General features: G+C 43.1%; 13 protein-coding genes. 4 read left to right on the top strand and 9 right to left on the bottom strand.

All coding sequences use genetic code 11. The features are described from left to right. The first annotated feature begins 131 nt into the window (after positions 1 to 131). The 4 genes from fliD (at position 132) to BLT94_RS02865 (ending at position 3,546) form a co-directional block, all read left to right on the top strand. On the top strand, positions 132 to 2,126 hold the full coding sequence (gene fliD, locus BLT94_RS02850) for a flagellar filament capping protein FliD (protein WP_092230216.1): 1,995 nt from the start codon (positions 132 to 134) through the stop codon (positions 2,124 to 2,126). 90 nt (positions 2,127 to 2,216) lie between these two features. After that, positions 2,217 to 2,699 carry a flagellar export chaperone FliS gene (gene fliS / locus BLT94_RS02855; RefSeq protein ID WP_092230218.1) on the top strand — a complete coding sequence of 161 codons (483 nt, stop codon included), beginning with the start codon at positions 2,217 to 2,219 and terminating at the stop codon, positions 2,697 to 2,699. 26 nt (positions 2,700 to 2,725) lie between these two features. After that, entirely contained in the window at positions 2,726 to 3,127 is a 402-nt protein-coding gene (locus BLT94_RS02860; RefSeq protein ID WP_092230220.1) for a hypothetical protein, read from the top strand. 14 nt (positions 3,128 to 3,141) lie between these two features. Beyond that, positions 3,142 to 3,546, top strand: a complete 405-nt coding sequence (locus BLT94_RS02865) for a flagellar protein FlaG (RefSeq protein ID WP_092230222.1) — start codon at positions 3,142 to 3,144, stop codon at positions 3,544 to 3,546. A gap of 27 nt (positions 3,547 to 3,573) precedes the next feature. On the opposite strand, the gene fliW is transcribed toward BLT94_RS02865, so the two are convergent. The 9 genes from fliW to flgA form a co-directional block, all read right to left on the bottom strand. Next, positions 3,574 to 4,011, bottom strand: coding sequence for a flagellar assembly protein FliW (gene fliW, locus BLT94_RS02870; protein WP_092230223.1), 438 nt, complete (start codon positions 4,009 to 4,011; stop codon positions 3,574 to 3,576). A gap of 39 nt (positions 4,012 to 4,050) precedes the next feature. Further along, on the bottom strand, positions 4,051 to 4,296 hold the full coding sequence (gene csrA, locus BLT94_RS02875) for a carbon storage regulator CsrA (protein WP_092230225.1): 246 nt from the start codon (positions 4,294 to 4,296) through the stop codon (positions 4,051 to 4,053). A gap of 100 nt (positions 4,297 to 4,396) precedes the next feature. Next, a complete protein-coding gene (gene flgL, locus BLT94_RS02880; RefSeq protein ID WP_092230227.1) occupies positions 4,397 to 7,471 on the bottom strand; it encodes a flagellar hook-associated protein FlgL in 3,075 nt (1,024 codons plus the stop codon). Between the two features lie 12 nt (positions 7,472 to 7,483). After that, a complete protein-coding gene (gene flgK, locus BLT94_RS02885) occupies positions 7,484 to 11,722 on the bottom strand; it encodes a flagellar hook-associated protein FlgK (RefSeq protein WP_092230230.1) in 4,239 nt (1,412 codons plus the stop codon). 3 nt (positions 11,723 to 11,725) lie between these two features. Then, complete coding sequence (gene flgN / locus BLT94_RS02890) at positions 11,726 to 12,229, bottom strand: flagellar export chaperone FlgN (RefSeq protein ID WP_092230232.1); 504 nt, start codon at positions 12,227 to 12,229, stop codon at positions 11,726 to 11,728. A 374-nt stretch (positions 12,230 to 12,603) separates the two neighbouring features. Continuing rightward, positions 12,604 to 12,918, bottom strand: a complete 315-nt coding sequence (locus BLT94_RS02900; RefSeq protein ID WP_092230236.1) for a rod-binding protein — start codon at positions 12,916 to 12,918, stop codon at positions 12,604 to 12,606. A gap of 15 nt (positions 12,919 to 12,933) precedes the next feature. Next, positions 12,934 to 13,995 carry a flagellar basal body P-ring protein FlgI gene (locus tag BLT94_RS02905; protein WP_092230238.1) on the bottom strand — a complete coding sequence of 354 codons (1,062 nt, stop codon included), beginning with the start codon at positions 13,993 to 13,995 and terminating at the stop codon, positions 12,934 to 12,936. A gap of 15 nt (positions 13,996 to 14,010) precedes the next feature. After that, complete coding sequence (locus BLT94_RS02910) at positions 14,011 to 14,733, bottom strand: flagellar basal body L-ring protein FlgH (RefSeq protein WP_092230240.1); 723 nt, start codon at positions 14,731 to 14,733, stop codon at positions 14,011 to 14,013. 3 nt (positions 14,734 to 14,736) lie between these two features. After that, the gene (gene flgA / locus BLT94_RS02915) at positions 14,737 to 15,696 is read right to left on the bottom strand and encodes a flagellar basal body P-ring formation chaperone FlgA (protein ID WP_217641223.1); all 960 of its coding nucleotides are present in this window, start codon (positions 15,694 to 15,696) and stop codon (positions 14,737 to 14,739) included. Positions 15,697 to 15,739: the final 43 nt, after the last annotated feature.

A 15,739-nucleotide genomic window follows, 5' to 3' on the forward strand; every position in this document is an offset into this window, starting at 1 on the left:
CATTTAAACCTTGAGATGTATTATCGACGTTTCAAAAAATAACTTAAAAAAAATTATGTTTTTTATGCAATGATCCGATAAGAGTAACAATTAAATAAAAACGAACATTAAAATTCATATGGAGAACCGCCATGGCAACAGGATCAATTACATCTTTGGGAATAGGATCAGGTCTTGATCTTCAGGATATCCTTGACCAGCTCAAGGGGGTTGATGAAAGCAGGATCACGGCCAAAGAGAACAAAAAAATACAATTCCAGAACCAGGTGGATGCCTATAATACGGTCAATGCCAAACTTTTTTCCATTAAATCCGATGCCCTGAACTTATCTCTTTCATCCAATTTTCTGGACAACAGTGTTTCCGTGACAGACGAGGATATTCTCTCCGCCACGGTGGGGGACGGCTATGATGCATCGTCCTACAGCGTTGACGTGACCCAAAAAGCACAACGCAATTCATGGGCGTCAACCGGTGTTTCAAGCAGGACGGAAGCCATGTTTGCAGAACCTGAATCAGGGATTACAGACCATGACACAATGGCAGCGATCAGCCAGGATAAAACGCTTACCCTGAATTACGGCACATATGAAGGCATCAGCACGGAAAACAGTATTGCTGCAGGCACGACAGATGCCACATTTGCCATTAACGGGGTTAATATTGGAGCTGTGGTTATCAGTGATAATGATTCCGACGATACCCTGGTGAATGCAATCAATGCCAAGAGTGATGAACACGGCGTGACTGCTTCCGTGGACGAAGACGGCATGCTCACGCTTATGTCTGCGGATCACAGCGATATTGAAGTGACCATGGAGGGGGAAACCCTGGATGTTTTCGGCGGAACAGGCAATATGATAAATACGGGCCAGGAACAAATTGATATCAGCCTTACCGCTGGAATGACATTTTCTGAAATCGCCGACAAAATCAACACTTCTTCCAGCAATAAAGATGCGAACGGAAACCAGCTTGTGAATGCATCCTTTACCCGTGGTGACGATGGCGACTATTATATACGCTTATCAGCAATATCAGGAGGCAACACTGCGGATTCGGAGATCAATGTTGCAGGGCTTGACGCAGCCGGCGAATTTGAATGGCTTGCAGCAGATAAAACCGTTGCCATTGCACAAAATGAAGCCACCATGTATTTGAGCGTGCCCCCCGGAACCACTTATGAAGAGATGGCAAATCTGATTAATAGCTCCGAAGACAACCCAGGTATTACTGCGGCAATGATCGACAATGGGGATTCAACCAACCCTTACCAGTTCACCTTAACATCTGATGACACAGGGGAGGATGCAAGAATAAGCCTTTCCAACCTGGCAGGTCTGGCGGAAGTCACCGGTGCAGAAGGTGAATCTTTGAATGCTGAATTTGCCGTAAACGGTATCTTATACTCACGGCAATCCAATACCTCCATTGATGATGTCATTACCGGGGTTACCTTTGACCTGAAAAACACGGGGGAATCCACTCTTAACATCGAAGTCAACCATGATACTGTTAAAGAAGACATAATGTCCATGATCGAGGGGTTTAACGATATAATTTCCTATATTAAAGGCACCGAAACCGATGAAGAAGCCGCAGATACGGAAGATACGACCAAAGAAGATACTGACAACCCCCTTGATGGTTCCAGCAGTGCCAACCGGATTGTTTACCAGCTTAAGTCCCTTTTAACAACTGTTCTTGATCTGGATACCGGCTACACCAGCCTTTCAAATATCGGGCTTGAAATCTCCAGCAACGGCACATTCAGCATGGATGAAGACGCTCTTGATGAAGCCATTGCCTCAGATCCCGATTCCTTAAAAGAGTTGTTTCTGGGAAATACGGACAAAGAAATAACAGGACTTGCCGACATCATTAACAATGCCGTGACAGACATGGTCAGTTCAACAGGCATAGCCGAAACTGAAATTGATGAAGCTGAATCAAAAATCACGCGGATTGACAAAGACATTGAAACTGAGACCCAGAGGCTGACAAAAAAATATGAAACCATGGCAAAAGAGTTTGCAAGGCTTGACACCTATATCAGTCAGCTGAATTCTCAAGCCGGTGCCCTGACTTCAATGATTGATGCATTCAGCAAGGCAAATGAAAAATAATATATAAGGAATTAGGCTGAAATGTTCTCAAGAAAAAAATCAAATGGCCGATTCTAATAAACAACAGACAACCTAATTCAGGAGATTTAAATGGCAGCTTACCAGCAGATAAATACTTATTTAAACAATCATTATGACGGTATGAATCCTGAACAACTGATACTTTTACTTTTCAATGGCGCCCTGACCCGTCTTCAATTAACCCGGGAAGGAATTGAAGAAAAAAATATTCAAAAAAAAGGTGAGAACCTTTCAAAGGCCATTGCCATCATTTCAGAACTTAACGCTTCTGTGGATTCAACAATGACGGATGACTCAACACAATTTCTAAGAGGCATTTACACGGCTATTCTGACGGAACTGCCAAACATAACCTTAAATAATGATTTAAAAACCCTTGACCGTGCCCAAGGCTATATATCAAGACTCAAAGACATATGGGAAACTGAAGTCATGCCAAAAAAACAGGTGTCTCCTCCTGAGATTGCAAATAACACGGTCCTCAAACAAGCTTTTCCTTCGGCTTTCAATAAAGAATGCCCCAAAAAGAGCTTTCATGCAATTTGTGTTTGACAGATAAAACAGGATATTTAATAACTATGGAAAAAAAATTTAAAGCGGTTGAGGCGACCTTAGACCGGCTGAATGATCTTCAGGCAATCCATCTTGCATCTTTTGACAGCCAAGACCTTCCTGACCTTGAACAACAGTCTGCAGAAAGGGATACTGAGGTTGCACAGCTGATGAGAGATATCAATATATTGGTTGAACAGGTAGACATCAAAAACGAAGTCGAAACAAAATCACGATTTCTGTTTTTTAACGACCTTATTACAGGCCTACTTGAGCAGAACAAGGCCCTTGAAACAAAGATACATGCCATAAGGAACAACCTTAAAAACAGCATGAAACATGTATCAAAAGGCAAAAACGTGATCGGCTCATACCGGTCTTCGGCAGCTGTTAATTACAAGCCCAAAGTTATCAGTATTTCCAATTGATAAGGAGAATCAGGATGAATATCAATAATATCAGCACATCTCCAGCACCGGTGGAGGTAAAACCGGTGGAGGTAAAACCGATGGGAATCTCACCACCGGGAGAGCCGGTAATGCCGGCATTCAAAGCAAATAAAATTGATGCAACAGAAGAAACCAACAGCACGGAAACAAAAAAACAGGAAACCAATTTTTCTATTGAAGAGACAAAGCAACTGGCAGAAGAACTGAATGAATTCATGGATGATCTAAAGACAAGCTTAGGATTTTCCATAAGAGAAGATCACAGGCACCAAGTGATTGTGGAAATCAAAAACCGGGACACGGATGAACTCATCAAGCAAATCCCTTCAGAAGAACTGCTTGCAATCAAAGGAAAAATTGAAGAATTCACCGGTCTTATATTTAATCAAAAAGTTTAACAGTCTCTATTTTTTAAAAAGATTTATTCAGAAAGATTCCAGAATATTGTGTTGATGGGAATAGGTTGAATCGGATATGACAACCTGAATGGCCTGATTGTTTTTTGAATTTATAATGATCGGGCCTATTAAGTTGGCAGTGATTCTCTTATTTTTCTCCCCCTTGAATATATTGATAACCACATAAACCAGAAGATCCTCAGCATTGGTATCTTTCCATCCCCTTGAAGCAACAAACTCCTTGAGATCAATTTCATAATCCGGTTTAAATACAAATGGATTCATCATAACAAGAGCAAGATTCGGCTCTTCTAAAGACTGAAACCAGCAAAAAGGGGCTGAATGGGGATCTTCAAAGAGAACAAACCGTTCAAAGCCGGGAAAGCCAGGAAGGCCTTCCGGCATGGAAATAATTTTACCTGCATCAATTTTTATCTCACCAAATCTTCTGGTATTTATTTTCACTCTGTTTCTCCTTTATTTATTTTCAATCTGTTTATTTTTTTATTTACTTTTCTGGCATTTTTTTTTTAAAAGATCAGCAGCTTCGGTAATGTCAGCTATCTCTTTTGTAGCAGCATCAATGTTTTCATTTTCTATTTGCTCCCACACCTCCATACGAAGGATGGTCACCTCTCTGGGTGCATCAATGCCGATCTTTACACCACCGCCTTCAACCCCGAGAATATTAACGACAATATTGTCTCCTATCTTAATTTTTTCGCCTGACCGCCGACTCAGGATAAGCATATGATATCCATCCTTTTTTTATATAAAAGTCTTGAAAAATCCAAACATTGGCTTTCATGTAGGCAAACCTTAAATTAAATGCCCGGTCTGACCGTGGCATTTATAAATAATCCACAAGACTCAAATTCATGATTTTTGCCGTTGAACTCAAGGATGCCTGGTAAGCGGCTTCAATTGCCTGCAGATTCATGACAGCTTCCACGATATCCGCATCTTCAATGGTGGATTTTCTCTCTTTCAGACTCAGGTTGTTCTCTGTTGTTATTTTATTCCTGATTTCAAGACGGTTATATTTATTGCCCACATCCACAATCTTTGACGTCATGCTTTCAAAATGCGCTTCCAGCCGACCTAAAGTCCGTTCAATGCCATAAGGGTCATTATCTGCCAAATATTGGTTAAGGTCAACAAGCGTGTTAAAAATCCCCCACTCCACTTCCCGCTCACTCTCCACCGGGGCGGCAATATCATCTTCTATATCAAACCCGAGAATTTCCCCGATGCTTCCGCCTGATCCCCCTGCTGAAACCGGGGCATTTTCTCCGGTCTGCCACAGCAGGTCAAAGCTTTCAAGTTCGGTTCCGTTCTCCTTGATGGTAAAATTTTTCGTGTAAGAATCCCAGGAAACTGAATAATCAATATGGTTACCGTTTTTGTAAGATTCTTCCTCCAGGGCTTTTTCCACTTCAAGGGCAAGCTCGGAATGGCTTGTATAAACTTTCTCCTTAATCATTGCCGTCAGTTCATCAACCGCCTTACCGTCATTTCCCTTAAGGATCTCCCTGAAATTGATCTTGTTATTGTTATTTGTCGAATCAATGGTGATGTTAACGATTTGTTCGTCACTTTCGGAAAAACCAATTTTATCATCCCCATAAAATCCCAGCATATCCGCCGCACTCGCATCCCGGTTATCCCCGGTCTGCCATAAAAGAGAAAACCCTTTTATATCCGCATCGCTTCCTTTGATCATGAACTCACCAGCAGAATCATAGGTCACCACATACTTGACATTATTGGGGGATTCATCCCTGAGAGCCGTCTGTATTTTTGCTGCCACATCATCAAGGCCGGTATATTCCCCTTCTGGAATACTGATGCTGATTTGATCTGAAACCTTGCCGTCAATGGATATTTCTTCAAAATCAATCACGTTATTGGTCGCATCAAAGGTCATTAACACCATATCGTTTTCACCTTCATAGGGCCCAATACCCAATCCAGTATCATTTGACGGATTAAACCCCAGAGTTTTGCCAATGGAATTTTGCGCACTGTCGGCCTTGCTCCATAAGAGATCAAGACCGGCTAAGGCCCCGCCTCCCTGAATTGAAAACTTGTCTGCTGCATTATATGAAACAGTATAGTCTGACAAGGGCACGACTGATGCGTCTTCCAATGCTTTTTCCACCGCAGCTTCAAAATCCGCCATGCTGGTATAAGTCCCGTCTGCCACCGTGGCCCATAAGGTGCCGCTTTTGCCACCGCCACCGTCCGTCTCTTCAAATGCAATTTTATTGTTGGTGCTGTCTATTGTAATATTTAATTGAGCTGTGTGATCGCTTGTGGGGTATGTGATGATATCATCAAAAGGATAATACCCCAGAATGTCTCCAGTTTCAGAAGCTTCAGGGGTATTGCTCCATAAAAGCTGAAGTTCATTTAAAGATGTGCCGTCCTCCCGGATATTAAATTTACTCTCCAGAGCATCATAAGAAACCGCATAATTGATGCCTTTTCCATTGTCTTTACTTTCCTTTTCCATTGCTGATTCAATTACTGCGGCAAGGCTGTCCATATCCGTATAGTTAACACCCAATCCGGTTGTATTAATATCTGCTGTAAGAACACCGCTTTGACCGGCTGAATCAAATTCTTCAAATTTAATAACAGCCCCGTCCGGGATGGTCAGATCAGTAACAAACACGGCATTGGTATCAGAGGTGGGGGGTGCATATATGGAATTATCCGTATTAAATCCTATTTCATGGCCAATGCTGTGATCCCCCTGGGCAGATACGATCTCAAATTCAATATACTGGCCCTTTGCTGTAACCGGGGTATCAAGAGTGATGATTATGTCCGCAAAACCTGACTCATTCAGGTCGATGCCGATAGAATCATCTTTTCCTGACAGGGTTAACGGTATGATGGTATAACCTGGGTTGTTCTCAAGTTCCCAGGTATTGTCTCCCTGCCAGGTAAGCCTTATCGGTTGCGTACCATGGGGTTCAGGTGTGCTGATGGCAAGAGCGTCGGGATTTTCAACCGTGACATTGATATCATCAGGATCAATTGAGCTGCTGCCGGATATTTTACTAAGATAGGCATCTGCGCCTGATTCCCACATAAATTCCGTCCGGACAAACCCGTCATAGGAGCCGTCTTCACGGATGGAAAACGTCTTTTGTTCCCCGTCATAAGCAACATCATATGTCACCCCATACCCGTCGCTGGACGACAAATCATTCAAAGCATTTTTTACGGCGGTTTCAAGTTGGGCAGTTGTGTATGATCCATCATCAAGAGTGGCTTTAAGAATGATTTGAGATGCTGACCCATGGCCGTTATCTTCCTTAAATATAAGGGTATTATTGGTTGAATTGATCTCAACCTTATCTTCCCAAAAAGTTGATTTTCCGTCCCTGCCCACCGGAACGGTTACATTTTTATCTGTTTTTATTCCAAAAGGAGTATTATTACCTTTATAAAGAACCCTTGACGCATCTTTGTCCAACTCCAACGGCGGGGTGTCTGTTTCTGTGCCGCCAAAAATATAGTTCCCGTTAATTTGAGTATTTCCAAGGGTAATGATCTGATCCACCATGCTGTTAATACTTCCAATGGCATTTCTTCTTTCGTCATCACTCATGGATGCGTTTATCAACCGGCTCACCTGGGTTTTTGCATCCAGAATAAGATCGTTCACACTGTCAAGGGAATTTTCCGCACTCGAAAGCCATGAAATACCCATATTCACATTCTTCCCAATCTGCTCAAGATTTCCAATAGAAGACTTAAGATCCAGCACCTGGCTTAGACCGACAGGGTCATCCGAGATACTGTTAATACGTTTCTGAGTTGCCATCACTTCATTGGCATCCTGCAAATTACCAGTAAGACCGCCAAGGCGGTATGTGGCGTTACCGTACATGGAAAGATTGGGAACCCGCATTATCCTCTCCTTTTATATTACATTGATCAGGGTGGTCAGCATCTCATCGGCGACTGTCAAAAGTTTTGATGCTGCTGAAAATCCATGCTGGTATTGCATGAGCTTGATCATTTCTTCATCAAGAGAAACGGCTGATACGGCATCCCTCTGCTCTGTCAAATTGTTCACCATAATTTCGGCAAATTCCCTTGAACTTTGAATTCTTCTGGAAATGATTCCCATGGAACCAGTCATTGTGCTGTAATACCCGTCCAGGGTAGTAGTGATAAGACTGGATACTGCATCAGACCCCCGGTCATAGTTCCATTGTTTTATTGTAATATCCTGATACTGGACATCGGCCAGAGCCAGGGCATTGGCATTATTCCCCTCGGAAATTTCACCGGTTTTACTGTCAATCTTTGCAGCTGCGATATAGCTGGTATCAACAAGCCTTTTATTCATCTCCATTGTTTCAGCATCATATCCGTCAAAAAACGTATTAATGCCTGCGGCGGCAAGAAAACCTGAAGATTCAGCAACCGAATCATCTGAAAAAGCAAAGCCGATATTCTCTTTCTCCCGTTTATCCAAATCGAATTGAACAAACCCCTGGCCGGAAATTTTCCGAGTAAAACTGATTTCAATATCAGCCAGACCGTCCCCGGAAAAATCAATGCCAAAGCCGTCATCATCCCCGCCATCCGGGACAAACACAGCCGTTCCGCCGGTGGGATCATTCATAAGTCCCCATTTGCCTGTTGAAGAACGGACCACTTTGAGGTCATCCGCACTGAAATCAAGCGCGCTCCAGTCGGTTACGGTTATTCTTGTATTGTCTTCACTGAACCCGTTGCTGCCGGAGTACACCACATCGGCCAGAGCATGGTAGTCATCCGAAACTTCGAATTTAAGCTGATTATCATATGTTGTTGAGGCCTTCATTCCCCCGGCTTGGCGGTTAAACTGACCGGCAAAGGAATCAAGGGTCCAGTGCCAGTCGGAAAGCAGTTCTCCTGTAGCATTTCCATCCGTATTGGTTGAAACAGGAACTCCGGAGGCATCGGTTGTGATGGTAAAGGCATCATTTTCAAACAGGGTGCCGTCATAAAACTTCAAGGTCATTCCGTCCACTTTCACTTCAATAGGAACACCCGGCGTACGGACAGGATCGGTGCCTTCAAGTTCAAACACACCGGAAGATGTGCCGGTCTTCCATTCAATGGTAATGGTATCGGCTTCATCAGCAACAAGTTCCCCCATTTTTCCACCGGTTGTTACCGTAAATTTATAAATCTCATCTTTATTATTGGCAGACCCGGATACCCTTAAATCCAGGGGATCGGGATTGCCTACGGCATCCGTATTCACGGTCATGGTATTTCCCGCCACAAGATTTCCTGCGGAGATATCAAAGGAAAGGGTAGGAGATCCGGATTCAACAATGGAAACTGTTCCCTCTTCTTCAACAGTTATCAGTCCGTCTTCCCCGGTGAAGATCCCTTCTGCATCATATTTTTCCCACTTGATGATGCCCTCGTCCGCAAACAGGGAAGCGGTTGCAAAATTTCTGGACGTGTTTTTTGAATCCAGAAAATCATTTTGCGGATCACTGGTTCCGGTGCCGGTGCCGGTTCTGACTGCAAGTTTTGCATTTTCAGTATCAGTACTCACGGTTTCTTGAAAATTGGTAATCTCAATGGGCTCTGACAACTCTTTGTTCTTGATTATGGATACGGATTCTCCATTCCGGATAACCTTATAGTCAGTCACGGAAAGCGCTCCCCCTACGCTGCCGTCAAGCAATGCTTCAAGATCTTTGGCAAGTTCAAGGTCCGTAGTTCCTCCAACTGCAAAATCAATCTGCGGACCGCCGTCCACCTGAAAGGAAACGGTTTCACCTGCCGTAAAATTTTCAAACCCTCCATCTCCCCCCAGGGTAATAATGGAACTGCCCGAGGTTGCCCAGTCGCCGTCAAACAAACCACCTGCACCTGAAACACTTGATTGGAGGGTCATGCCGGGATCCATGACAATGGTAATTGTACCGGTAATGACACCGGCCTTCACACCGCCGAAGCTGACTTCCCGAATGGGTTCAGATGTTCCCTGACCTTTAAAATCTATGGTATCTGTATCAACTGTATCCGCAACAAAAGCCTCACTGTCCCCTGAACCATCCAATAAAAAATTGTTGGTTGCTTCCGGAATTGTCCCTGGAAGTCCGGTGATATCAAGATTTGCGCCTGCAATATTATTCCCGTCACTGACCATAAGATTTGATCCGTCCGTGGTTCTCAATATGACCGAATTAGATGACGGGTCATGGACCACAGTAAACGGCTCATCTTCAAGCGCTGAAGCCAAGGCATCATAAAAAGCCGTTGCCATGGCAGCCTGATCACTTGTATCCACCGAACTCAGATCAATTGAAACGGTTGTGGAGGTTGGGTTTGAGGTGTCGAACCCACTGGATTCAACAATAAAAGTTGCCGCATTCCCGGCATCAAATCCATTAAAACTATTCAGCTGGACACCGGCATTATCCTGGACTTCAAAATCCTGGACACCCAGGGTGCAGCCGGAACTGCTGGTAATGGTCAGTCCGCTGGTAAAAAGGTCTTGGTCATCCCGAATATCATTGATGCTGTTGGCCGCATCCCTCAAGGCATTTTCAAACTGCTCGGTCAAGGGTATGGTTCCCCCGTTTGAATCCACGGTAAAGCGCTGGTCATAAACAATGCCGTCCACATAAAGGGAAAACTGCACTTGATCACCGTCATGGGCTTTACCTCCCTCGGCAAAAGCAACACCCGAGACATCAAATTCAGCTGAAACTTCCGACGCATAGGCATCCACACCGTCAATGGCCGAAAGCGCCTCTGCGATGGATGCAGCAGATCTTTGAGCATCCCCGCCTATGTCTTTGATTTCAATCACTTGTGTACCGGAAGGACCGTTATTCACCGTAATGGTCTGTTCTGCTGCCAGGGCTGAATTCAAGGCATCTGCCACATCATCGCCAGATGTATGTACCGCTGCAAGAGCGGGTCCGTCTGTCTGGACAACTTCCTTATCTCCAAGAGTTGCACTGTCCATTACCGTAAGTTTATAACTGGACTGGACCTGGCCGGTCCCCTGCCAGTTTGAAATTTTTGCCCCGGATATGCCCATATCGATCTCGGTCTTTGCATACTGGGTATCCACGGTGGAATTGTCCTGGGTCCACAGAGTAAAATCCTTTGTATAATCAATCTTGTCACCAAAGCTGTAACTTGATAAAAGACCACTTTGATCAGCCGCATAATCTCCTGTGACTGATCCTGTAAAGTACTCCAGGCCAGCCCCCTGGGAATGCTGATAATTCATGGCCCATATCATTTCCCTGGCCAGAACATCCAGTTCATTGGAAAATTTAGGAATAATTTCATCCGTCATTTCAAGCCACCCGGCAATTTTTCCACCGGATATCCTGTCCGTTATATCCATATTTGACCCATAAGACCCCTGCCACACAATCTTGTCTTCATCCCGGGAAAGATTATAATGATCAGATCCATTCACAAGGGTTGAACCGTTTGCAGCGTTTACAATGGTTGATCCGTTTGTCTGCTCAAAAGTATCAATATCAATGAGTTCTCCAAGCTTGTTCAAGAGGGCATTTCGCTGATCCCTCAAGTCGTTGGCCGACCGGTTGACCTCAAGGCCGGTAATCTGGACATTAAGGTCTGCTATCTGGGTGGAAAAAAAATTGATCTGATCAAGGGTTGCGGAAATCTCTTTGCTTATATCGGCCTCAACACCGGCAAGATCGTTGCTTGCTTTATTGAGACGGGCTGCAAAATTACTGCCTTTTTCATACACGGCAACCCTTTCAGACGAACCCAGGGGGTTATCGGAAAGATCATGCCAGGAATTCCAGAACTCACTCATACTGCTGGTAATACTTGCATCGGAATTTTCGTCAAAGAATCCTCCCAGAATATTCATATAAGATTCGGCTTCTTCAAACGCGGCCTGAGTGGATCTCTCATCTGTCAACCGGCTCTCAAGAAGGCTGTTTACACTCTGCTTGATCTGAGATGTATCAACACCGGTGCCGAACAGAAACCCGCCGTAAGGCGTTGGGGTTCGGTTGATCTGATCAGCGGTCTGAAGACTGTAACCGGAATTGTTTACATTGGCAATATTATTTCCTGTTACGGCCAGGCCGTATTGCTGTGCTGCTATTGCAGATTTGGCAATGCCTAAAGTAGAGGTTATACCAGCCATAGTTTAAACCTCGGCTCTTATGAGATATTTTCCGGTTTTATTGCTTAAAACCCTGCCGGAGTTGTTGTATTGGTCCTTATTGCCGGAACCTGTAATGGTTGTAAAAATACCATTGATCACTGACAGATATTCATTGACATATCGTTTATTTTCCGCTGCCAGACTTGCCAGTTCTTTTTTGACAATATCCGATTCATTTTCAAGTTTTTTCAGATTTATTTTTAGCTTTGAAGAAAACGGCAGACAATTTATCACATGAGACAAACTGAAAACCGTTGCTCCTTTTTTCAAAGGAATCTTCTTCTCTTCAAGAAGCATAACAATGCTATCCCTTATCTGCTCTATTTTTGCGGCAAGCTGTTTTTTTCTATCCGCCATTTTCCAAAGAGAATCAACGTCCATATCAACAATATAATTTTTTTCCTGTTCAACAACAGTTTTCAGCTCTTTATAGAATGACAGTTTTTCTCGACACATCACTTCTATTTTACAGGCAAATTTTTCCATGTTGACTCTCCTTTTAACTTTTATCGGTATCTGCCTTTATTTTTTTGAATTTAAAAAAACATTCTTTGGAAAGCGGCATTTTTTTCCTCTTTTCCCGATTATTTTCGCTGTTAATGTATTAATAGCAATATATATGCCACAAACTCAATTATTGACTCAATTTTCAAAGTTGATAAATTTTAAATAAAACAATGCGTTGTCGTGACCGTCAGGGCATGCATGGGAGGAGGGATTGGAACATATTTAAAATCCGGAGGATTACAAAAAAATAGCGGGTGGGCTTTTTTATCTGTCAGCCTTAAAAAATCAAAACAGTGACTTTCAATTTTTGTTGTTTGCAAAACAAGGTGAAAGACCAAGTCTGCCCGTGGCAGTTATTTAGAATCTTTTAACTGCTGGTATAAAAAATCTTTAATTCCAATGGATTCGCTGCCTTTCGACAATTTTTCAGCAAGATATTGGTCCTGCATTGACGTATAGATATCCATACTGTTGGAATCTTCGAAAAGGGCATTGCCCGGCAAAGTGTCACGCATGGATTTAATCATTGTATTTAAAAATATGGCTTCAAATCCGGTACAGGCCTCTTTTAATTCTTTTTCCTTGGCCAAAGATGCTGTTTTGTTTTTTATGGTATCAACATGTGCCTTTGAAACGTTCTGATTGATCAAATCAATATCCATATTCATAATTATTTCCTTTGTTTATATAATCACAATCTCAGCCTGAAGGGCTCCGGCAGCTTTAATACTCTGCAGTATGCTGATCAAATCCCGAGGTTTAACGCCAAGGGAATTGAGCCCCCGGACAAGTTCACCAATGGTTGAGGTGCCTGGCAGATTCATGACACTTTCTTTTTTTTCATTTTCAGGGTCTTCATTAATAGTTACGGAAAGGTCTCCATGAGCAATGGCAACACTTGAAATGGTGACGTCACTGCCTATCACAACCGTGCCCGTTTTTTCATTGATGATAACTTTGGCAATGGTGTCCGGAATTACCGAAAGGGTTTCAATATCTGCAATAAATTCCGCCACGTTTTTTTGCCACATGGTGTCAGGGACTCTCAGGCTCAATGCACTGGCATCAATGGTTTTGGCAACACCTTCACCAATGGAGGCATTGATGGTGTCGGTCATTCGTTTTGCCGTTGTGAAATCCGGCCGGAACAATGATAGAATCAGGTTTCTTTTTCCATCCAGTTGAAAGGGAATTTCCCTCTCAACAGACGCCCCATTGACAATCCGGGCCACCTGGAGATGACTGTCCCGGTCACCGGCACCACTGGGCATGGCAAGCGCCACCGGTCCCTGGGCCAGCGCATACACACGGCCATCCACCCCTTTTAAGGGAGTGACCAGCAATGTCCCGCCTTTAAGACTTTTGGCATCTCCCAGGGATGATGCAGCCACATCAATTTTATCTCCGATCCTTGCAAAAGGCGGAATGTTTGCCGTTACCATAACCGCTGCAACATTTTTTACCTTCAACCCGTTCTTATCAACAAAAATATTCATTTTTTCCATCATGTTGGCAAGGGCCTGTTTGGTAAAACTCACCCCGTCCTTATCACCAGTACCGTTCAAACCGACAACCAGCCCGTAACCCGTGAGTTGATTGGATCGAATCCCTTTAATGGCGGCAAGGTCTTTAATCCTTGCCCCATGGGTATTTGAAACAAAAACCATCCCTATAAAACACCAGATAGAACACCAAACAGAACATCTGATAAAACTCTTACTCTTTTTAATAATAGAATTAAACATTAGAAGTTTTCCTTTTTACCAGGGCCATACATTGTCAATGATTCGGGTCCCCCAACCAGGCTTTTGCTTGTCAGAAAGAACGCCGCTGCCATAATACTCGATTCTTGAATCGGCAAGATTAGTGGATTTTACCCGGTTAACGGCAGAAATATCCAGAGGCCGAATAATCCCGGACACTGTAATATACTGAACTTCATTATTCACTTTTATTGCCTTTCTGCCAAAAAGGCTTAAGTTTCCGTTTGGCAACACTTCCGTGATACGTGCTGCAATGGATGCTGTCACCTGTCCTGAGCGATCGCTTGTAGCCTCTCCTGCAAAACTATTTGAAAAATCCGTACCAATCAGCGAAGTGTCACCTAAAGCTGCTCCGAAATCAGTTGTTTTACCCATAAGATTAATCTTTGGAACACCTATATCCATTCCTGATTTCCTGGAAGTTTCCGTATTCACATCCATGCTGGAAGTTGAATTTTCAATGATATCCACAATCACGGTATCGCCGATATAGCCCGCCTTTGAATCTTCAAACATGGAACCGCTTTTATCCATCCATAAAGACCCTTCCGAAGACCTCGCTGCAACAAATTCAGGCTGAAGAACTGGTTCGGTTGCAACGCCTTGAGGAATGACAAGTCCGGAAGTATCTTTTTGGGAACTTGAAATACAGCCGGAAAAAACCATAACAACAAAAAATAAAACCGATCCTATGATATAAATCCCACTTTTTTTATTCATTTTTTAATACGCGACCTCCACTCTTGATTTTCCTTTTACAATTCCCCGGACAAGCTTGCCTGAACTAAGGCTTTCAACCTTTATCAGTTCATTTTCAAACCCGTCTTCTTTGGATATGCCGGATGTAATAATTTCAAGGTTGTTATTCCTGGCCACCAGGGTAATGATGTCGCCTTTTTGGATTAAAGGAGGATCGGCAAAAAAATTTGTTTTTAAAATATCGCCTTTCCTCACACTATAATTTAAAATCTTATGGCTTATTTCTTCAAATGTCTTGATACCGGTCCGGCCAATCTCAAAAACATTTTCTTTTTTTAGGCATACCGTCTCTTTGGAGATAGTCTCCCCTTTTGCATAGGATCTTGTTGTATGAAGAACATTGTCATATAACGCCACCAAGCCTGAAACACTAAGCCGGTCTTCTTTGTTCCCATCAATGACCACATCCAGATAAAAGGACAGTTTACCATGTTTATCCAGCATATCATCTGAGTCCGGACAAAACTGAAGTTTTCCCTGCGGGTATGTTTCAAGCCCCCTGACGTTAAATGTTTTCAATTGATAGTCCTGGTTTTTAAAAATTTGAGATAAATACTGCTCAACAAATTGCCGGACATCCTGTTTTGAAATCACCTGGCCCAATCGTTTCACATAGATCCGCCGGGGAGAAATCATGATAATATTGTCAGGCAGGTATCGTTGCCCCCGGATAATGGAAATTATTTTTTTTTTATCAAATGATTTTATTTGATCCGGTTTCGGAGAAGAACTCACGACAATCTTTGCCAGAGCTTCCTTTAAAAACCCATTGGCCTGTATCTCTGATATGTCCCCCAAAAAAACCTGAGACTGTTTTACAAGATTTGTCTCTTTTATGGTTATCCGGATATCACTGTTGAGCAGATTCTCATCATTATCATTGTTTGCAAAAAGGCAGACTGTCCATACAGACTGAAATGCCATGATCCCAATGATAAAAAAACAAATCAGTTTAATATTTAATTTG

Source organism: Desulfobacula phenolica, from assembly GCF_900105645.1.
Lineage (GTDB): Bacteria > Desulfobacterota > Desulfobacteria > Desulfobacterales > Desulfobacteraceae > Desulfobacula > Desulfobacula toluolica.